Annotated in this window: 16 protein-coding genes; 4 read left to right on the plus strand and 12 right to left on the minus strand. The window is 63.6% G+C overall.

All coding sequences use genetic code 11. The features are described 5' to 3' along the window. The first annotated feature begins 71 nt into the window (after positions 1-71). The gene (locus tag KHO33_RS29975) at positions 72-1,448 is read left to right on the plus strand and encodes an ATP-binding protein (protein WP_200566505.1); all 1,377 of its coding nucleotides are present in this window, start codon (positions 72-74) and stop codon (positions 1,446-1,448) included. 35 nt (positions 1,449-1,483) lie between these two features. On the opposite strand, the gene KHO33_RS29980 is transcribed toward KHO33_RS29975, so the two are convergent. Next, positions 1,484-1,942 (minus strand): lipoprotein, encoded by a 459-nt coding sequence (locus KHO33_RS29980; protein WP_054040577.1) that lies wholly within the window; start codon positions 1,940-1,942, stop codon positions 1,484-1,486. Between the two features lie 129 nt (positions 1,943-2,071). Continuing rightward, positions 2,072-3,508, minus strand: a complete 1,437-nt coding sequence (locus tag KHO33_RS29985; protein ID WP_200566506.1) for an aldehyde dehydrogenase family protein — start codon at positions 3,506-3,508, stop codon at positions 2,072-2,074. A gap of 207 nt (positions 3,509-3,715) precedes the next feature. On the opposite strand from KHO33_RS29985, the gene KHO33_RS29990 reads away from it, so the two are divergent. After that, positions 3,716-4,087, plus strand: coding sequence for a cupin domain-containing protein (locus tag KHO33_RS29990; RefSeq protein WP_054040615.1), 372 nt, complete (start codon positions 3,716-3,718; stop codon positions 4,085-4,087). A gap of 151 nt (positions 4,088-4,238) precedes the next feature. Here KHO33_RS29990 and KHO33_RS29995 read toward each other — a convergent pair whose 3' ends face one another. The 3 genes from KHO33_RS29995 to KHO33_RS30005 all read right to left on the minus strand — a co-directional run bounded on the left by KHO33_RS29995 (position 4,239) and on the right by KHO33_RS30005 (position 8,633). Beyond that, positions 4,239-5,630 (minus strand): NAD(P)/FAD-dependent oxidoreductase, encoded by a 1,392-nt coding sequence (locus KHO33_RS29995; protein WP_054040581.1) that lies wholly within the window; start codon positions 5,628-5,630, stop codon positions 4,239-4,241. A 159-nt stretch (positions 5,631-5,789) separates the two neighbouring features. Next, on the minus strand, positions 5,790-7,394 hold the full coding sequence (locus tag KHO33_RS30000; protein ID WP_054040583.1) for a purine-cytosine permease family protein: 1,605 nt from the start codon (positions 7,392-7,394) through the stop codon (positions 5,790-5,792). 267 nt (positions 7,395-7,661) lie between these two features. Next, positions 7,662-8,633 carry a LysR family transcriptional regulator gene (locus KHO33_RS30005; protein ID WP_054040585.1) on the minus strand — a complete coding sequence of 324 codons (972 nt, stop codon included), beginning with the start codon at positions 8,631-8,633 and terminating at the stop codon, positions 7,662-7,664. A gap of 155 nt (positions 8,634-8,788) precedes the next feature. Here KHO33_RS30005 and KHO33_RS30010 point away from each other — a divergent pair, with 155 nt between their 5' ends. Next, positions 8,789-10,189, plus strand: coding sequence for an NAD(P)/FAD-dependent oxidoreductase (locus tag KHO33_RS30010; RefSeq protein WP_200566507.1), 1,401 nt, complete (start codon positions 8,789-8,791; stop codon positions 10,187-10,189). 64 nt (positions 10,190-10,253) lie between these two features. On the opposite strand, the gene KHO33_RS30015 is transcribed toward KHO33_RS30010, so the two are convergent. Continuing rightward, positions 10,254-11,147: a LysR family transcriptional regulator ArgP gene (locus KHO33_RS30015; protein ID WP_200566508.1), complete on the minus strand. Its 894-nt coding sequence runs from the start codon at positions 11,145-11,147 to the stop codon at positions 10,254-10,256. Between the two features lie 97 nt (positions 11,148-11,244). Here KHO33_RS30015 and KHO33_RS30020 point away from each other — a divergent pair, with 97 nt between their 5' ends. Continuing rightward, entirely contained in the window at positions 11,245-11,883 is a 639-nt protein-coding gene (locus tag KHO33_RS30020) for a LysE/ArgO family amino acid transporter (RefSeq protein WP_200566509.1), read from the plus strand. Positions 11,884-11,898: 15 nt separating this feature from the next. On the opposite strand, the gene KHO33_RS30025 is transcribed toward KHO33_RS30020, so the two are convergent. The 6 genes from KHO33_RS30025 to KHO33_RS30050 are packed head-to-tail and all read right to left on the minus strand — an operon-like array spanning position 11,899 to position 18,588. Then, positions 11,899-12,798 carry an alpha-amylase family protein gene (locus tag KHO33_RS30025; protein ID WP_200566510.1) on the minus strand — a complete coding sequence of 300 codons (900 nt, stop codon included), beginning with the start codon at positions 12,796-12,798 and terminating at the stop codon, positions 11,899-11,901. Between the two features lie 4 nt (positions 12,799-12,802). Beyond that, complete coding sequence (locus tag KHO33_RS30030) at positions 12,803-14,383, minus strand: AMP-binding protein (RefSeq protein WP_200566511.1); 1,581 nt, start codon at positions 14,381-14,383, stop codon at positions 12,803-12,805. Positions 14,384-14,390: 7 nt separating this feature from the next. Further along, complete coding sequence (locus tag KHO33_RS30035; protein ID WP_054040591.1) at positions 14,391-14,627, minus strand: acyl carrier protein; 237 nt, start codon at positions 14,625-14,627, stop codon at positions 14,391-14,393. A 33-nt stretch (positions 14,628-14,660) separates the two neighbouring features. After that, complete coding sequence (locus tag KHO33_RS30040; protein WP_200566512.1) at positions 14,661-16,313, minus strand: MBOAT family O-acyltransferase; 1,653 nt, start codon at positions 16,311-16,313, stop codon at positions 14,661-14,663. A 5-nt stretch (positions 16,314-16,318) separates the two neighbouring features. Further along, on the minus strand, positions 16,319-17,560 hold the full coding sequence (locus tag KHO33_RS30045) for an alginate O-acetyltransferase AlgX-related protein (protein ID WP_200566513.1): 1,242 nt from the start codon (positions 17,558-17,560) through the stop codon (positions 16,319-16,321). Then, positions 17,560-18,588, minus strand: a complete 1,029-nt coding sequence (locus tag KHO33_RS30050) for an alginate O-acetyltransferase AlgX-related protein (RefSeq protein WP_200566514.1) — start codon at positions 18,586-18,588, stop codon at positions 17,560-17,562. Before KHO33_RS30050 ends, KHO33_RS30045 begins: the two co-directional genes overlap by 1 nt. Positions 18,589-18,743 lie beyond the last annotated feature (155 nt).

Genomic DNA, 18,743 nt, shown 5'->3' on the forward strand with positions numbered 1-18,743 from the left:
TGAATCGCATGCACGCCCGCTATGCTTCGAGTGCGCAGCGGCGCGTCGCCCTGCCGCTATCCCGATCAACCGTGACCCAGAATCCCTACAGCGAAGCCGACCGTCAGGCACAGCCTCCAAGCACATCAGCGGGGTATGCCGACGACAGCGCCTCGCTCGACCCGTCCCATCACCGCGCGCTCGCCGAAACGCGACGCGCCGACGGCGACGAACTGGGCGCCGTCGCGCATCTGATCGCCGCCCACACGCTGGACGCCTACGCCGCCAGCGCACCCAACGCCAGCGCCGCGAATCTCTGTGATGTCGCGACCGGATACTTCATGAAAAGCGATCATGAGATCGCTGAATACTGGTACCGCCTCGTTCTGAAGCTCGATCCGCATGTCGCCGTTGCTTGCCAGAATCTGGCCGCCATCCTCGCAGGCAGCGGACGCGCGAGCGAAGCCGCTGCATATCGGGAACGTGCCTACCGGATCCAGCGTGTCTTCATCGAGGGAAGCGGCGCCGGGCAGCGCCGCGTGCTGATCCTCTGCGCGGCACACACCGCCGGCAATGTGCCGTTCGATGCCCTGCTGCCCAGCACGACCTGCTGCCGCATCAAGTACGCAATCGACTACGCTGCCGATGAAGAAGACCAGCAGCTCCCGGCCTACGACCTCGTGTTCAACGCGATCGGTGATGCGGATATCGCCGCCCCGCTCTCCGGACGACTCGCGCGCTTCGTCTCGCGCTGTGCGCGGCCCGTGCTCAATCCGCCCGACGCTATCGCCCGAACTCAACGGCACCGTACCGCTAGCCTGTTCTATGGATTGCCGGACGTGCAGGCGGCGCCTTGCGTACGCAGCGAAACCCCACCGGCTTCACGCAATGCGCTTGACGCGCTGCTCGCGGCGGACGGCATCGACTTTCCGGTCCTCGCGCGTCCTGCCGCGACACACGGCGGCGAGGGGCTGACCTTATGCGAGAGTCCCACCGCGCTTGAATCGTGGCGCTCGGCACAAACCGACGTTTGCTATCTCGCGGCGTTTCGCGACTACCGCAGCGCCGACGGCTTCTACCGCAAATACCGGATCATTTTTGTCGACCGGGAGCCGTTTCCGTACCATCTGGCGATTTCGCCGCACTGGATGGTGCACTACTACTCCGCCGACATGGAACAGCATCCGTGGAAGCTGGAGGAGGAGCGGCGCTTCCTCGACAATCCGCACGCCGCGCTCGGCGAGCGTGTCATGAGTGCGATCGCCGCGATCGGCAGACGGCTCGATCTCGACTACGGCGGAATTGACTTCACGGTGCTGCCCGACGGACAGGTGCTGGTCTTCGAAGCGAACGCGACCATGCTGGCGCACTTCGAGCGCGCAACCGGCACCCTCGCCCACAAGAATCCGCACGTGCAGCGTATCGTCGATGCATTCGAACGAATGATGTCGCGTCACTCCGCGACCTGAAGGTTCGTCCTGAGGTTCGTCCTGAGGTTTGTCCCTTACCGGCTGGACAGATGTTGCTGCAGATACGGCACGAAGCCGTTTTGCGTCGGACCGATCTGCTTGACGCAATCATCGTAGTCGGAGCCCATCGCGCGATCCTGGCCGTACATGCCACGGCACTGCGCGTACAGCGTGATCGTCGCCCCGCTACCCTTGGCCACGCGCGTGGCCGAATAGACTGCATGCCCCGAGCGGCTCGGAACATCGGTCTCGATCGCTACCGCGTCCGCGCGGACGATCGATGTATAAGAATGCGCCGCCACGTAGTCCTTCGTGAGGGACCAGGCCTTGTCGCACTGCGCCTGATCCCCGCACCCAACAGCGGCGTTACGCTGGGCGCTATCGAGCAGGCTCTCTGAGCGGGTGAAGTCGCGCGCCTGCGCCTCCTGTTTTTCGGCGGATGAACAGCCGCTCAGGGCAAGCGCAGCAAGTGCAATAGCGATAGTCTTTTTCACAGGTTCAAGGTCCGATGACGAATTCCGGCAAAGATTATAGACGCCAGCCAACAGCGTTCGCAGATTGGCACCGCCATCGGAAAACGGCCGGCGCAGTGATGTCTCTCACCGCCCGGCTGCGGCGCAGCTTTAACTCGCGTAACCCACCACGCCCTTGATCTCCAGAAAATCCTCGAGACCGAACTCGCCGTACTCACGGCCATTGCCCGATTGCTTGAAGCCGCCGAACGGCGCATCGGGACTGTAGTCCGCGTAGTTCAGATAGATCGTGCCGGTACGCAGGCGCTTTGCCACGGCATGCGCATGCTCGATCGAGGCGGATTGCACATAGCCCGCGAGACCGTAAAGGCTGTCATTGGCCATCGCGATCGCTTCATCTTCCGAGTCGTAGCCAAGGATCGACAGCACCGGCCCGAAGATCTCTTCGCGCGCGATCGTCATGGTAGGCGTGACGTTGCCGAACACCGTCGGGCGCACGAAGTAACCATCCTTCAATCCTTCAGGACGCCCCGGGCCGCCGGCCACCAGCGTGGCGCCCTCTTCGACGCCCACACCGATCAGCCGCTGGATCTTGTCGAACTGCTGCTCGCTGATGACCGGCCCGAGATCGATGCCCTTCGCATCCGCGGGACCGACGACCAGGCCTTCAGCCGCTTCCTTCGCGTACGTCAATGCTTCCGCGAGGCGTGCGCGCGGCACGAACATGCGCGTGGGCGCATCGCACGACTGGCCGCTGTTGTCGAAACACGCACGGGCGCCGCGCATCACAGCCTGCTTCAGATCGGCATCTTCAAGAATCAGGTTGGCCGATTTACCGCCCAGTTCCTGATGGACGCGTTTGACCGTATCCGCCGCGGCCTTCGCGACCTGCACGCCCGCACGCGTCGAACCGGTGAATGACATCATGTCGATGTCAGGATGACGCGACATCGCCTCGCCCACCGTTGCGCCTTCGCCGTTGACGAGGTTGAACACGCCGGCCGGCACGCCCGCTTCGTCGAGGATCTCGGCGAAGATGATGCCAGAGAGCGGCGCCAGTTCCGAGGGCTTGAGCACCATCGTGCAGCCGGCCGCGAGCGCGGGCACGACCTTGGTGGCGATCTGCAAGGCCGGCCAGTTCCACGGCGTAATCAGTCCGCACACGCCGACCGCTTCCTTGCGGATCAGAATGCTGCTCTTCACGTACTCGAATTCGAACGTGTCGAGCGTGCGGATCATCGTCTCCAGATGGGCGACGCCGGTCCATGCCTGCGCGTCGTTCGCATATTGCAGCGGTGCGCCCATCTCGCGGCTGATCGCATGCACCATGTCGTCGTAGCGCTTGCGGTAGACGTCGAGAATCGCTTGCAGCAGATCGATTCGCTGCGCGATCGTCGTTTCGCTGTAGGCCGGAAAGGCACGCTTCGCCGCGGCCACTGCAAGGTCCACATCGGCCGCGCCGCCAAGCGAAATCTGCGCGAACGCGGTGGCCGTGGACGGATCGATCACGTCGAGCGTCGCAGCGCCGGCCGGGTTTTGCGGATCGACCCACTGGCCGTCGATATAAAACTGTTTGGCGTGTTGCATGGGCTTGTCCTTTACATGAATGGTTGGGTCAGACGTCGGGCCGGCAAAGCGCCCGGGAACGGTATCGAATGCTTTACATCGACGCCGCTCAATCTGAATGTCTTCAAATCGAAATTCATCGCTACGCAGCTTTGGCTCAGACTCCGGTTCTGCTTCGATTCCGTCTTCGAATCACTCGTCTTCGATCACACTAACCAGGAGAGACACATGAGCACCATCACTTTCACCCGCATCGACGCTAAAGGCCCCGGCGCTTCCGGCCTGAACCCCGCCCTGCACGATCCCGCCGACGTCATTCTCGAAGGCGCCAAGGCACCACACGCCCTCAACGCCTTCTCCGACGCGAGCAACATGCTATCCGCCGGTGTATGGCAATGCGATGCGGGCACGCTGAAGCTGGCCGACCTGCCGATTCACGAAGTCTGCGTGCTGATCGAAGGCGAAGTCGTCATCACCAGCGACGACGGCCGCAGCGAACGCTATGCCGCCGGCGACGCCTTCATCCTGCACAAGGGCTTCTCGGGCACGTGGCACATGCCGGTGGCGACCAAGAAGTACAGCATCGTGTACTGCGGTTGATTCATACTGCATCGCAGCGTTGCTTCAACTAGAACCGCACCCCCGCACCTTAAGGTGCGGTACCCCTTAAGGTGCGGTTTTTTTATTCTGGCGGCAATCAATAAAAAACCACCAGTCACATCGATCACTACAGTAGCGACTACAACGGCAACTACATCGGGAAGCCCAGCGCCTTGATCGAATTGATCCAGAGACGCCGCCAGCCGCCGCGATCGTCGGCGCCATCGAACGCGTTGAAGGTGATCTTCGCGGCGATCCAGCGCAGCGGCTCCGGCGGAATGTAAGACGGCCCTTTGCGCGATATATCGAGCGACGTAATCAGCGTCTCGCGATTCCACAGCATGTCGAGGCCCATCTTCGCACCAAAGCGGCTGCCCGCCACGCCGAAGCCCGTATAGCCCGCGACGAACACGCTTTTGCCGCCGTGATAGCGGCGCGCGAACACGGCGCCACGCGAGCAGTAGTCGATCGGACCACCCCATGCATGGGTGAAGCGCACGTCGTCCAGTTGCGGGAATGTGCGGTAGAACGCTTCGGCGAGCTTGTAGTATGTGCTCTCGTCACGATCCGCGGCCGGATTTGGATCGCCGCCGAAGTGATAGCTCACACGGCCGCCGAAAATGATCCGGTTATCTTTGGTGAGACGGAAATAATTGAGCTGCGTGCGCGTATCGTAGATACCCTGGCGATTGTTCCAGCCAATGCGCGCCATCTGCTCGTCGCTCAACGGCGCGGTCGCGATGATGTGATCGCGCACCTGCATCACGCGGCGCTTGATATCGGTCACGCCCACGTCTGCGGTGCCGGTGCCAAGCAGCACGCGTGGCGTTTCGATGCTGCCCGCCTGGGTGTGCACCATCATCGTTGCGCCGAGATCTTCCATGCGCGTGATCGGCGAGTGTTCATGCAAACGCACGCCGAGTTTCAGCGCGGCGGCCTTCAGGCCCCACGCGAGTTTCGCCGGATGAATCGTGCCGCTGCGATTGCGCGACCACATCGCGCCTGCGAACAGTGGTGAATCGAGTTGTTCGCGTGCGCCTTTGCTATCGAGCAAAACGACATCATGCCCGTGGGCTACGTGCAGTTCGTAATCGCCTTTCAGATGATCGAGGTGGCCCGGATCGACGGCAACCGTCATCTCGCCATTCCATTCGACGTCCGCTTCAATGCCGTAACGCGTCAACGACTCCTTGAAGCCATCGAGATTCTCCTGCCCCAGTTTTTCCAGCACGTCGAGGTCCTGCGGAAAGACGCGCGTCGCATTCGGCAAACCATGCATCACCGAGGTGGAAATGATTCCGCCCGGACGGCCCGATGCGCCGTAGGCCACCTTCCCCGCTTCGACCAGCACGACGTCGAGCGACGGGTCCGCTTCTTTCGCCTGAATCGCGGCCCACAAACCGGTGAACCCACCGCCAACGATCACCAGATCCGCGGAAGTCGGTCCGATCAATTCCCGTTCGACGGCCGGTGCACGCGGATTGTCCAGCCAGAACGGAAACAGCTTTACCCCTTCAAACGCGCGCTTTACTGACTCGCTCATTTTGTTTGCCTACTCAACTTGAATACCATTGCATTTACTGCGCGACTGTTGCTTCGGTGCGGCCTTGGTGGCGCTTTGACGCAGCTTCTAATGCCACCTCGATGCTGCGTTCAGCGCCGTGTCACTGCGCTTTGCACTGAGCACCTCGAACCGCGCGATTCAACCCGCGTCCTGCGTGTCCAGCGCTTCTTCGCGTTCACGTCGCACGGCATGCTGCTGCGATTGCGTCTTCATTTGCACGCCGCCAGCCCTAAGCTTAGTCGCCGGTACCACCGGGTGCACGGTCGCATTGCGCTGCGGACCGCTACGCAACCAACGTCGGCCGAGCGGCCCATACACGCCATCCGGTTCAGGAAAGCACTGCAGCAACGCGATATACAACGCACAGGCCAGCGTCAGCGAAACCGGCATGCTGATGTCGAGACCGCCGGCGAGCTGCCCGAGTGGGCCGACGAACTGATCCGGCAAATTGACGAAGCACAGGCCGACCACCGCGCTCGGAATCCACGCGCCCATCGCGCGCCAGTTCCAGCCGTGCGTGAACCAGTAGTGACCACCACGGCCGCCGCGATTGAACACCTGCAGATCGTCGGAGAGATAGAAACCGCGCCGCGTCACGAAGCCGATGATCATGATCACCATCCACGGGCAACTGCAGACGTTGATCAGCACCGAGAACGTCGACACGCTTTCGACCAGATTGAAGGCGAAACGGCCGAGAAAGATGAAGCCGATGGCGAGACTGCCGATCAGCAGCGTGGCGCGCACGCGGTTCAGAAACTTGGGGAACATGCTCGACATATCGAGCCCGGTGCCGTACAGCGCGGTGGTACCCGTCGACATCCCGCCGATGATCGCAATCAGACACACTGGCAGAAAGAACCAGTTAGGCGAGATCGCCAGCAGACCGCCCACGTAGTTATTCGAGGCGATGAAATCCGGCGCCGTGCTGGCGATGATCGTCGCGGTAGCAAGACCGAAGAAGAACGGCACGAAGGTGGCCAGTTGCGCGAGCATCACCGCGAGGATCGTGCGCTTCTTCGGCGTGTTCTGCGGGATATAGCGAGCCCAGTCGCCGAGCGTGCAGGCGAACGACACCGGATTGCTCATCGCGACCAGCACGGCGCTTACGAAGGCCGGCCAGAATCCCACCGAGCCGAGCGCCACCTTGCCGGCATACGCGCTATTGAACGGCCCGGCGAACGCCACAATGCCGACCACGAACAGCAGACTCGCCGCCCACACGGCGATCTTGTTGACCCACAGCATGAAGCGGAAGCCGTAGACGCAGACGGTGAGCACCAGCACCGCAAAGAGACCATACGCGAAGCTCAGCGTCATCCAGTTGACCGGCAGGCCGAGCAGATGATTCGCACCGCCCACGAGCGCATCGCCCGAACTCCACACCGCCAGCGAGAAGAACGCGACGGCGGTCAACACCGCCAGAAAGGAGCCGACGATCCGGCCATGAATGCCGAAATGCGCACCCGACGAAACCGGATCGCTCGTGCCGTTGCGCGGACCGAACAGGCCCATCGGCGCAAGAATGCACGAACCGATTACTACGCCAAGCACGATCGAATAAACGCCCGCCTTGAACGACAGACCGAGTAGCACCGGAAAACTGCCGAGCACCGAGGTGGAAAAGGTATTGCAACCGCCGAACAGCAAGCGGAACAGATCGATCGGCCGCGCATAACGCGAGCGATCCGGAATGCGTTCAAAACCGAATGTTTCGACTTGGGTGATGCTGTTGCTGCTCATTGTCTCCAACTCCTGTAACGGCCAGGTCAATCACAATGGCTCGCCACGAGGCTGCGGCGTCCACTTTTCTCGGATGTCTGGACGCCACTGTAAAGACAATCGTCGCGGGCAAAAATATCGCCCGCCCAACCTTTACTTCGATCGCGGGCGATGTAAGGTGAAATGCCCGCCCTATAAGGCTCTACGGATGTAGCCGGAGGCCGCGCGGGGACTTCCTTCGGGCTTGCTCCAACGCAAACGTCGAAGCGAATAGCGAGAATCCGCGCTTCAACCCGGGCTCGCTTCACGCGCCTGGCGGCGCCGTTTCGCGGCGGCAACAGTTGGCAGCGGCACCGGCACCGCGCCGGACATGCCGTGCTCGATCAGAAAATCGCGGAACAGTCCGGCGACATGCGGCAGGCGTTTGTCGGACACATGCATCACGTACCAGTCGCGCTCGATTGGATTCGCGGGCAAAGGCAATAACGCCAGCAGACCCGCCTGAAATTCCAGCGAACACGCATGCAGCGACAGAAACGCAATGCCGAGACCCGCCTCGACCAGTTGCTTGATCGCTTCGTTGCTCGAGAGCTCAGACCCGATATGCAGCTTGTGGCCGGCGAGCCGAAACAGATTCTCGACCGTCGAGCGCGTACCCGAACCCCGCTCCCGCACGAACAGATTCGCGGTTTGCAGATCGTCCAGCGACAGGCGCTTCTTCTTCATCAACGCATGAGCGGGCGAGGCAACGAACGCCATTGGATGCTTGGCGAACGCCGTGGCCACCGTGCGCAATTCACGGGGCGCGCTGCCCATCACCGCAAGATCGATCTCGTGCGTGGCCAGCATGCGGATGATGTCGGCGCGATTGCCGACCTTGAATTGCACCTTCACTTGCGGGCGCGATTCCGTGAAGCGCACCAGAAAAGGCGGGATCAGATATTCGGCGGTGGTGATCGCGCCAATGCGCAACGTGCCGCCCTGCTCGCCATGCAAGGCTGCGAGATCATCCGCTGCGCCGTTCCACAGATCGAGGATTTCCAGCGCATAGCGCGCGAGGATTTCGCCCGCCGCGGTCAACTGCACGCCACGGCCCACCCGCTGCAATAGCGGCGCGCCCGCGGCCTCTTCGAGCAGGCGCACCTGAAGCGACACCGCCGGCTGCGTGAGCTTCAATTCTTCGGCCGCGCGCGACACGCTGCCGAGCTTCGCGACCGTATGCAAGGCTTTCAATTGACGAAACGTGGCGGCTTTTAACATAAGTGAAAACCTATATGTTGTGCAGAAACATTAAATTGCGCTGCGGTTTTGGCCGATTCTATACTGGCCCTGACAGATGAGGCGAACGAATACCGGACATAGCCCCGGGACGCCTTCGCCGGCTCGGCAAAGATAACTTCAGGAGGATACGGATCATGGCTGCAATCGATCAGCAGGGAGCCTCTACCGCGCAACACAGGGGGCAAGGGCAGCAAACGGCACAAGCGGCGCAAGCGGCAGCGCATCGCGTCGTGATCGTCGGCGGTGGGGTTGGCGGCCTTGGGCTCGCTACGCGACTGTCGGAAACGCTCGGACGCGCCGGTCTCGCGCAGATCGTGCTGGTGGATCGCTGGCCGACGCACTTCTGGAAGCCCTTGCTGCACGAAGCCGCATCGGGCCAACTCGATCCGGCCACGCATCAATTGCAATACGCCGTGCAGGCACAACGGCACGGCTTCGAATTCGAACAGGGCGAACTCGCCGCGCTCGATCGCACGAACCGGCACATCACACTGAATGCGCTCCACGACGCCGACGGCCGCGAAATCCTGCCGTCACGGCAACTTGCATTCGATACACTGGTCCTGGCCATGGGCAGCGTCACACAATATTTCGGTGTGCCCGGCGCAGCCGAACATGCGTTGCCGCTCGAATCGGTCGCGCATGCGGAAGCGTTTCGCCGCAAGCTGCTCGACGCCTGTCTGCGTGCCAACCATGCGCGACGCGCACGGACCGCGCAGGCCGACACGCCGGTGTCGATCAACATCATCGGCGCTGGAGCGACAGGTGTTGAACTCGCTGCTGCGTTGCGCGATACGGTGCGTCTGCTGAACCGCTATAGCCCGTTTTCACTTGATCCCGTGCGCGACTTCCGCATCCGTCTGATCGAAAGCAGCGAGCGCGTGCTGCCTGCCCTGTCCGAAACGATCTCGGCGCGCGCACAAAAGATGCTCGGCAGTCTCGGTGTCGAAGTACTGAACGCAACGCGCGTCACCGAAGTGCGCGCCGACGCCGTGCTGACGAATGAAGGCACGCCGCTCGCCAGCGACATCGCAATCTGGACCGCCGGCATCGCGGGGCCGCCGGTGTTACGCACGCTGGACGGCATCGCGGTGAATCGCAACGCACAGGTGCAGGTGAACCGCACGCTGCAATGCACGAACGACGCGAACGTTTTCGGACTCGGCGACTGTGCAGCCTGCCCTTCTTCTGAAAACGCGGACGCGTTTCTGGCGCCGCGCGCGCAGGTCGCACATCAACAGGCGCAGTTTCTGGCGCGTGCGCTGAAGTGCCGGATTGCTGGCGAGCCCTTGCCGGAGTTCGTCTATCACGACGCCGGCACCCTGGTCGGCTTCGGCCGCGAAGGCACGATCGGCAGTTTGAGCAACAGCTTGCTGACGCAGCCGGTGTTCGTCGACGGCTGGCTGGCGACTGCCGTCTACAAGCTCATCTATCGCCGCCACGTGATGACAATGACCGGCTTCGCACGCATGGCGCTCGATTCGGCGAGCCACTGGTTGCGCCGGCGCGTGCATCCGGTGATCCGGCTGCATTGAATTTAGCAAGCGCGGACGGCGTCTTTCAGAGTCTCAGATTCAGAAAACGCCGCCCGCACGACGCTCAATCGAGAAACTCCGTCGCCCGCTTGCGCAGCACCGCGCCGAAATCGTCGAGCCAGCCGATCGACAAACGCCAGCTCTGCCAATACAGATCCACATCGATATGCTTGCCGGGCGCCACGTCGACCAACTCGCCGCTCGCTAGATGCGGCGCGATCATCCGTTCGGGACACATGCCCCAGCCCATTCCCGTCACGCAGGCGCGCAAGAAACCGGCGACGTGCGGAATCCAGTGCAAGGGCGGATCCAGGTCGGCCCGCGTGATGCGGCGCATGAAGCGCTTCTGCAACTGATCCTTCGGGTTGAAATCGACGCACGGCGCGCGCCGTAACGACTCGCGCGTGACGCCGTCGGCAAAATGACGCTCGCGAAACGCCGGCGTGCAGACAGCCAGATAGCGCATCCGCCCGAGACGGGTCGAGCGGCAGCCCTGCACCGGCTCGGCTTGCGTGGTGACCGCGCCTTGCACGCTGCCGTCGCGAATCCGCTGTGCGGTGTGGTCCTGGTCGTCGATCACCAGATCGAGCAGCATCTCCCGCTCCACACAGAACTGGGCCACCGCGTCGATGAACCAGGTGCCCACGCTGTCGTCGTTGACAGCCACGCGCAGCGCCGGCCACGGTTCGACCAGCGCGCCGGGCAGCGCCGGCAACCGGCCGCTCAGCTCCGCTTCCAGCAACAACACGCGTTCGGTATGGCGGCACAGCAGCGCCCCCGAGGTGGTCGCGACACACGGCTGGCCGCGCTTGACGAGCACGCTGCCCACCCGCTCCTCCAACAGTTTGACCCGCTGGGAGACGGCTGAGGGCGTCACATTCAGTTCGCTGGCCGCACGGTCGAACGAGCCGTGCCGCACCACGGCGGCCAGCGCGTCGAGCAACGCATAGTCGAGCATTAGCGTTCCTTAATCGGCATTAAGTAAATTAGCTTCTCTTATGAGCAGCAAAACCGCAGACTAGCCTCGTTCGCTTTCCCCGTCTACTGGATCGATTATGAACTGGCTGTCTTTTTCCCACGGCGCCGCCCTGTGCGCGTCGCTGATCGTGACGATCGGCGCGCAGAATGCCTTCGTGCTGCGTCAGGGCATCATGCGCTCGCACGTCGGTAAGATCGTCGCACTGTGCGCGCTGTCGGATTGCATCCTGATCGGCACGGGCGTCGGTGGCGCGTCGGTCCTGGTGGAACGCTATCCGGTGTTCGTCCATACCATGCTGTATGTCGGGCTCGCTTATCTGGCGTGGTTCGGCATCAACGCACTGCGCCGTGCGGTGCGCCCGGGACATGCGGTACTGGACGCCAATGCGGACGGTACGGCGCCGGGCACGAGCGCAGCAGCACCTGTGCAACGTGCGCTGCCGATCATCCTGATGACGCTGGCCTTCACGTGGCTCAATCCGCACGTGTATCTCGACACCTTCCTGCTGATCGGCACGGCCGGCGCGCGCGAACCGGACGGCGCACGGGTGGCGTTCGCGCTCGGCGCGATGGCGGTGAGCGGGGTCTGGTTTATCGGTCTGGGTTACGGCGCCCGCGCGCTGGCGCCGCTGTTTCGCCGCGCGACGGCGTGGCGCGTGCTGGATGGCGCAATCGGCAGCATGGTGTTGCTGCTGGCGGTGACGCAGTTGCGGTGATCGCCGGCGGGCGCCCTACTTCTGCACCTGCTGCATGCCGAGCAGGTCCTGCACGAGTTGCGCCGACACGTAATGCGGTCCGTCGAAGAGATAGGTCCGATAGCCGCGATACGCGAGCAATTGCGGCGACAGTTCAGCAGCCGTCGCCGCGCGGAATGCACCGCCTTCGGCGGGACGAAATGCCTCGGCGATGATCCGCACACGATCCTTGCCGAGCCGCGCCGCCAACGCATCCGCATACTCCCGCGCAGCGGCTGGGCCGCGCGCATAGACACCGCAGCCATCTTGCAGAAACACGCCGACATCGTGCGGCAGCCAGCCGTCCAGCCACGCTGCCAGCGCCGTGCCACCGATATTCGCGTTGTCGTAGACACTGATCCACAGCGGTCGCGGCAGCTTGTCGAGCAGGGGCGCGAGCGCGGCGGCGTCCTTCCAGGTCGGGTCAACCTCCACAGGGAAGTAATAACCGTCGATGTGAACCGCCGGCCGCACGGCCGCCAGTTGCTTCGATTGTTCGACCAGTCGCGCTACCTGCGCACGGGCCGTGGTTTCGTCGAAACGTCCGGCGAGGCCGACGATCACATTACGCGCCCACGGTTCGCCGGCAATCCGTGTCCAGTCCGGCAGACGTCGAGCCGTTTGCATGGCGGTGCCGGGCAGAAACGACATGCCGTCCACCGCAGTCCATTGCACCAGCAGATCCGTCACGCCGAGACGATTCCAGTCGCCGCGCGGGTCGACATGATCATCGTCGAGTTGCCAGACTACGCCCTGCGCCAACGCGCCGGCGTCGCCCGCACCTGGCGCCGAGCAGCCGTACACGAGCGCGGCGCACACGCTCGCCGCCAGCAGCGCGCGGCGGCGCGGCGAGACCGGCCCACCTTCGCAAGTCTGCACTTCGTGTGGATTACGCATTGTGCTAGCGCTGTGCTTTGAAATGAACGTCACGATAATCCTGAGCAAGTTGCGCGCGATCGATCTTGAAGTTGACCGATACCGGCAAGGACCGGCACGCGAGCAATTCTGACGGGATCATATACGACGGCAGGCGCGCGGCCAGCAGCGTCTTCCAGTCGTGCAAAGCGTCGGGCAGCCGGACATCGTCGTTGCCGGTTGCGACGAACGCGACGACCCGCGCGACCGAACCGTCCGGCCGCCGCAACGGCACGGCTGCGGCGCTCGCCGCGCCGGGCAGCGCGCGCAGGGCCGCGTCGATCTCCATCAATTCGATCCGGTAGCCGCCCATTTTGATCTGATCGTCGATACGTCCGTGGCAGAACAGCAGTCCGTCGCTGTCGATCGCGCCCAGATCGCCGGTGCGAAACGCCCGCTGTCCGTTGTGAGTGAACATGCGTGCCGCGTTCAGGTCTTCACGATTCAGATAGCCGCGCATCACGTGCGCGCCGGCGATGCACAATTCGCCGGCGTCGACGAACACTTCGGCGTCGCGCTTGGCATGGCCGATCGGTAGACGCGCGTGATGAGTGAGCACCGCATCGTCGACGACGATCCAGGTGGTCGCCACGGTCGCCTCGGTGGGTCCGTACGTGTTGATGATTCGTGCGGACGGAAAGCGCTGGCGTAATTGCCGCGCGAGTGCGACCGGCAGCACTTCACCGCAGAACAGGAAGGTTTTGAGGGCAGGCAAGCCGTCTTGCGAGAACCGCGGATTGAGCAACTGCTGTTGCGCGAACGATGGCGTCGAGACCCATGTGGTCATGCCGTGCCGTGCGAGCGTGGTGAGAAACGCTGCACCCTGCGCCGTCAGCGCACGCGAGGCGAGCACCACGGTGCCGCCGAGCGCGAGCGTGCCAAACACTTCGTACATCGACAGATCGAAGCTGAAGGGCGCCTGATTCAGGAACACCGGCGCGTCGCCGAGCGCGAAGTCGGCCGCCATCCAGTCGGTCAGCGCCGTGACGCTTTCGCGGCCGATCTGGACGCCTTTGGGTTCACCGGTCGTGCCGGAGGTGAAGAGCACGTATGCGAGGTTTTTCTCGCGTAAAGCCGGCGGTGTTGATGCTTTTGATGCCGATGTAGATGCGGATGCCGATGCCGTCGACGTCGACGCGAATGTCGATCCCGATCCGGGTGCCGAAGTCGAACCCTCCGCCCCCTCTGCCGCGTCAAATTCGACCCACGCGCCCTGCCCGCTCACACTCACGAAGCGGCCACTATGCGCGTCAAAATACATCTGCGCGCCGAGCGTGCTCGCGATGCGCTGCATCCGTTCGTCCGGATAGATCGTATCGACCGGCACGAACGGCGCGCCGAGCAGAAGCGCCCCCACCATCGCCACAAAGAACGCCGCTTCCTTGTGACCGCGAATGATCACCGGCACATCCGCAGCGAATCCGTGTGCGCGCGCCAGGGCGGCCCATGCGTGGGCTTGTTCCGCCAACTCGTGCCAGCGCAAAGTGCGATCGGCGCCGATCACCGCCCACGCGTCGGCACGCACATCGGTATCGGCAAAGCAGTTCGCGCTCAGATCGAATCGCATGGCGCGCCTAGCGATTGGCGGCAATGAATGCGCAAAGCGCATCCACGGATGCCAGGTGCTCGGCGATCTCGGTCGGCGGAATCCGCACACCGAATTGCATCTCGACGCCCATTACGATTTCGACGGCCAGCACCGAATCGACCAGCCCTGTTTCGAGCAGCAGTTCGTCGTCGCGCACGAGGCGCAGTACGACGGATTCGACCAGTGCCGCCACATCGGCGTGCAGCGTTTCATGTTGAGTCATTGTGTGCTCCTTGCGCAAACGTCGTTCCGGCAATCAGAACTGGAAATAAAGAAAACGCACTTCGCCATGCAACTGCGCGACGCAGAACACCAGCACGCCGACCATCGCGACGGTCCAGCGCAGCGAAGGCCGCCATGTCAGCGCTGCGGGCAAGCCTTCGGCCGCGCGGTCGAGCGCAGGCGAAAAGCGGCCCATCAGTTGATGTGAATTCGGCGTGCACCAGACGATCGCCAGCAGCGCGACGATCTGCAACGCAAGCGTGGAGCGGCCCGCGACCAGATGCAGCCACCCGCCAAGGCTCATGTTCGCCGTGCTCCAGGCAGGCCAGTCGGGCGCTTCGATACCGCGCAGACCGGCCATACCCTGCAACAACGCGAGCGCGTCGCCCACGCCATGTGCCCGGAAAAAAGCGAACGCAACCAGTGCGGCCACGAAGGTCAGCAGGACGTTGCCTGCATGGCGAACACGTGCTTTGAGGCTCAATGTGAGTGCCGTCGCTGTTCCTGCTGCAACCGCGCCCGCCGTCCTCGCCGCAACCGCCGGCTGAGCCGCCGCCCGCCACGCACGATAGGCGTGATTCACAGTGAGATACAACGCATGCAGCAAGCCGTAAATCAGATACTGCAATCCCGCGCCGTGCCAGATGCCGGCCAGCGCCATCGTGTAGAAAGTCGGCACGGCCACCGTCGAGAGAAAGCCGCTTGTCGAGCGTTGCGCGAGGCGCCCAATCGGCAGGCCACGCAACGCGCGGCTGCGGTTGATCCGCATCGCCAGCGGGTAGTACAGGTACGCCGTGAGGTAGCGCGTGAGCGTCATATGCCAGCGCTGCCAGAAGTCGATGATGCTGGCCGCCTTGAACGGCGAATTGAAGTTCAGCGGGAAACGCACGCCGAACATCTTTGCGAGGCCCACGGCCATGTCCGAATAACCGGAGAAATCGAAGTAAAGCTGCAGCGCGTACGCGAGACAGGTACCCCACGCCGCCAGCCACTGCAACTCGTGTGGCGCGGCGAAGCCTGCGTCGGCAAACGGTGCGATGGTGTCGGCAAACAGCAGCTTCTTCGCGAGACCGATCGTGAAGACAAACGCGCCGATCGACAGGTTTTCCGCGCGCAGCTTATAGGTGGCCGGCTGCGCGAACTGCGTCATCATTTCCTTGTGATGCAGGATCGGCCCCGCGATCAGATGCGGAAAGAACGTAACGAACTGCACGTAACCGAGCGGGTCGCGCTCCTTGACGATGCCCGCGTTGCAATCGAGCAGATAGCCGATCTGCGTGAAGGTGAAAAACGACACGCCGAGCGGCAGGATCACGTCCTGCATGCCGTGCGCGACCCAATCGGCCGGCGCGATGCCGCTTGCGTGCACGAGCGCGGTAAGCAGCGTCGCCAGATATTTGTAGCGCACCAGCAGCGCGAGGTCGGCGGTGATCGCGAGACCGAGCAACCAGCGGCGGCGAGCGGACTGCGCGGGCGCCGCGACAATCGCACAGCTCATCGCGTAGTTGAATGCGATCGACCCCGCCAGTAAGGCGACGAACGCCGGATTCCACCAGCCGTAGAACACGATCGACGCACCGCAGAGCCACGCCGCCGCAACGCGTGGCATACGTTGGCCAAGCAGGTAGTAGCCGGCCAGCGCCGGCGGCAAGAATAGCGTGAGGAAGATGAATGAATTGAATAGCATCAGGGTCAGTCCTGCCTAGCCGGTGCGGGCGCAGTGTGCGCTGGAACGGTGTCGACCGGCATCGACAGCGCGTCCTCCGACATTTCCCAGATCACTACGCGCACAGTCTTCGGCCATGTAGCGCGCTCGCGCCAAACCGCCTGCAACGCGCGGTCGAACTGACCGTCATCGAGGCTGACGTTCCACACTTCGCGGCCAAGTTGCTCGCCGAGGCGTTCGGCAAACGCGCTGCGGCGTGAAAACGAACTACCCGCGAGCAACACGTCAGCGGCAGGACCATCGTCGAGCAAGCCGCCGGTGCGTTGTGCCCGCAGTGTTTCCGCAGCGACGACATCAGGCGCGGGCCGCCACGCGTCCGGCACGTCATTCAGATTGGCCAGCGTGAGCAGATCGCCGATGCGCGGCGCGGGTTGCGCCGTCGCGTGCGTGAACGTGGTGTCGCCGGGTTGACCGAGCAGGGGCAACACCGCAGCGCCGACCACCTGCGCAGCCGCTTGTGCACCACGCGCATTCCAATGCACATCGGTACGGAAAAACGCGGGACGTGCAGCTTGCAACGCCGACAGCAATTCGACATGCGCGACGTTGCTCGCGGTCAACGCGCGAGTCCACGCATTCAGACGCTGCGTCATCCGCGCGTCCAGACGCAGCCCGCACAGCGCTTCGCTTTCCACGCGCGCTTTGTCAGGCACCGTCACCACCACGAGTTGAATCCCGGCGCTGCGTAGCGCATCCGCGTAACGATGCAACGAGGCGATGCGCACATCAGTCAGCGCGTCGCCGCCATCGGCGCGTTCGACGGGATCATGTCCCGGCTGCACCGGCGCGCGCAAACCGTCCGCATAGAACAGCCAGCCGGGACAGCCCTCGCGTACCTGATGCCCGAGTTCGCCAAACAATCGATATCGCGCCGCGGCTTGCCAGCGACGCAGCGACCGCGCATACGGCACGTCGATAGCGCGGTCGAGACTACGGCCGAAGCTGCCGTCTCGCCAGCCATGCGCGTCGAAGGACGCGCCGTCGCGCGCCTGCATGACAAGCGACACCAGCGCGCCCGCGCAACCAAGGCCGAGCAACAGCGCAACCAACCACGCGACGCGCCGATGCGCGCGCGCGAGCGGCTCAGCGAGCGGCCCTGGCGCGGCGGCAGCAGCGTGACCGTGCGCCGCGCCGGTGTCGTTGCCCGCTGAGCCTGCCGCTGTGCGACCGACCGTGCGCGCCTGCGGGCGTCCAACTGACTCGCTCATCAGGCGATAGCCTTGCTGAGACGTGCGAGGAACGCATCGTCGGCCATGACCGAGGCGGCGTCCCACTGCCCGGCCGCGCTCGGCAAATTCATCATCTGCCCTTCGTTGAATTGCCAGACGATCGCTTGCGGTGGATTCGCCTTGAACGCTGGCGATTCGACATAGTTGAGGAGCGTCTTCCACGGGCCGGTGTCCCCGAAAGTCCACGTCAAGCCGACCGGACGATCGATCGCGTTCGAGAGCTTCTGCGGAAAACCAAGGTAAGGCTGGACCATGCTGTTGCCGACCACCTGCACGACCGGCGGCCCGCCGTCGACGAGATCCGGCGACGCCACAACCGTGCGCACGATGAAGTGGTCCTTGCCGACCGCTTTCTTGCGCTCCGGGGGCAGCAACGCCGCGAGGTCGCCGTAACGGACTTCCTCGTTCCATGTGCCGAGCCGGCTACCCGCGCCCGCCGTCCCCTTCAGCGGCCCCGGCGCCGCGAGACGTCTGGCGACGCGCGCGGCGACCGCTTCGGCGGAATGAGCGCTCCAATGGTAGTCGGCGCGAATGTACTTTTCCTGCGAAGCATCGACCGCGGCGATCGCACCGTCGCCATCGACTATCTGCAAGCCGAGCGAGGCGCCATGCGCGCGAATCGCTGCGTAGCGGCTCGCAACACCCGCGGACATCGCGGTGCCATCCGGCAGATTCTCCCGGCATGAGCGGGCTTTGAGCGGTGCGATCACGATCACGCTACGGATGCCGCGCGCCGCCAGCTGATCCGTCGCCTGATGAATCAGATCGACGGCTTTCAGACACGCGGGCGTTGCGTCGTCGGTGAGACTCTCCCAGCCGGGATAGAGCCACAGATTGCGGCCTTCGATCACACTGGTCGACGCCGCGGCAAACGCGCGGCGCGGCAGCAGCGACAGCGCGCCGCCGAGCGGGGCCGCGGCCAGGGCGAGCAGCAGACGGCGACGCGTGTTGTTGGGTGGCCCGGCCTGAATGGACGGTTGAAAAAGCGGACGGCAGGAGTCGGTCATGTCGTGTTCCCCGAACTGATCTGAAGCATCTCTCATGTGGCACAACGTCGGCGGCACGCGCTGAAGCGCGGCCCGCGTTGCGATCTTCTCTTGATGTTCCTGCTACTTCTTGCTGCTACTTCTTGCTGCTATTTCGTGTTGCCAATGCGTGCGGC

The sequence above is a fragment of the Paraburkholderia nemoris genome (assembly GCF_905221015.1).
In the GTDB taxonomy this organism is placed as follows: domain Bacteria; phylum Pseudomonadota; class Gammaproteobacteria; order Burkholderiales; family Burkholderiaceae; genus Paraburkholderia; species Paraburkholderia nemoris.

Coding starts and splice junctions, on each gene's coding strand:
- KHO33_RS29985 (WP_200566506.1), bottom strand. CDS start 3,508: ATGCAACACGCCAAACAGTTTTATATCGACGGCCAGTGGGTCGATCCG.
- KHO33_RS29990 (WP_054040615.1), top strand. CDS start 3,716: ATGAGCACCATCACTTTCACCCGCATCGACGCTAAAGGCCCCGGCGCT.
- KHO33_RS29995 (WP_054040581.1), bottom strand. CDS start 5,630: ATGAGCGAGTCAGTAAAGCGCGCGTTTGAAGGGGTAAAGCTGTTTCCG.
- KHO33_RS30000 (WP_054040583.1), bottom strand. CDS start 7,394: ATGAGCAGCAACAGCATCACCCAAGTCGAAACATTCGGTTTTGAACGC.
- KHO33_RS30005 (WP_054040585.1), bottom strand. CDS start 8,633: ATGTTAAAAGCCGCCACGTTTCGTCAATTGAAAGCCTTGCATACGGTC.
- KHO33_RS30010 (WP_200566507.1), top strand. CDS start 8,789: ATGGCTGCAATCGATCAGCAGGGAGCCTCTACCGCGCAACACAGGGGG.
- KHO33_RS30015 (WP_200566508.1), bottom strand. CDS start 11,147: ATGCTCGACTATGCGTTGCTCGACGCGCTGGCCGCCGTGGTGCGGCAC.
- KHO33_RS30020 (WP_200566509.1), top strand. CDS start 11,245: ATGAACTGGCTGTCTTTTTCCCACGGCGCCGCCCTGTGCGCGTCGCTG.
- KHO33_RS30025 (WP_200566510.1), bottom strand. CDS start 12,798: ATGCGTAATCCACACGAAGTGCAGACTTGCGAAGGTGGGCCGGTCTCG.
- KHO33_RS30030 (WP_200566511.1), bottom strand. CDS start 14,383: ATGCGATTCGATCTGAGCGCGAACTGCTTTGCCGATACCGATGTGCGT.
- KHO33_RS30035 (WP_054040591.1), bottom strand. CDS start 14,627: ATGACTCAACATGAAACGCTGCACGCCGATGTGGCGGCACTGGTCGAA.
- KHO33_RS30040 (WP_200566512.1), bottom strand. CDS start 16,313: ATGCTATTCAATTCATTCATCTTCCTCACGCTATTCTTGCCGCCGGCG.
- KHO33_RS30045 (WP_200566513.1), bottom strand. CDS start 17,560: ATGAGCGAGTCAGTTGGACGCCCGCAGGCGCGCACGGTCGGTCGCACA.
- KHO33_RS30050 (WP_200566514.1), bottom strand. CDS start 18,588: ATGACCGACTCCTGCCGTCCGCTTTTTCAACCGTCCATTCAGGCCGGG.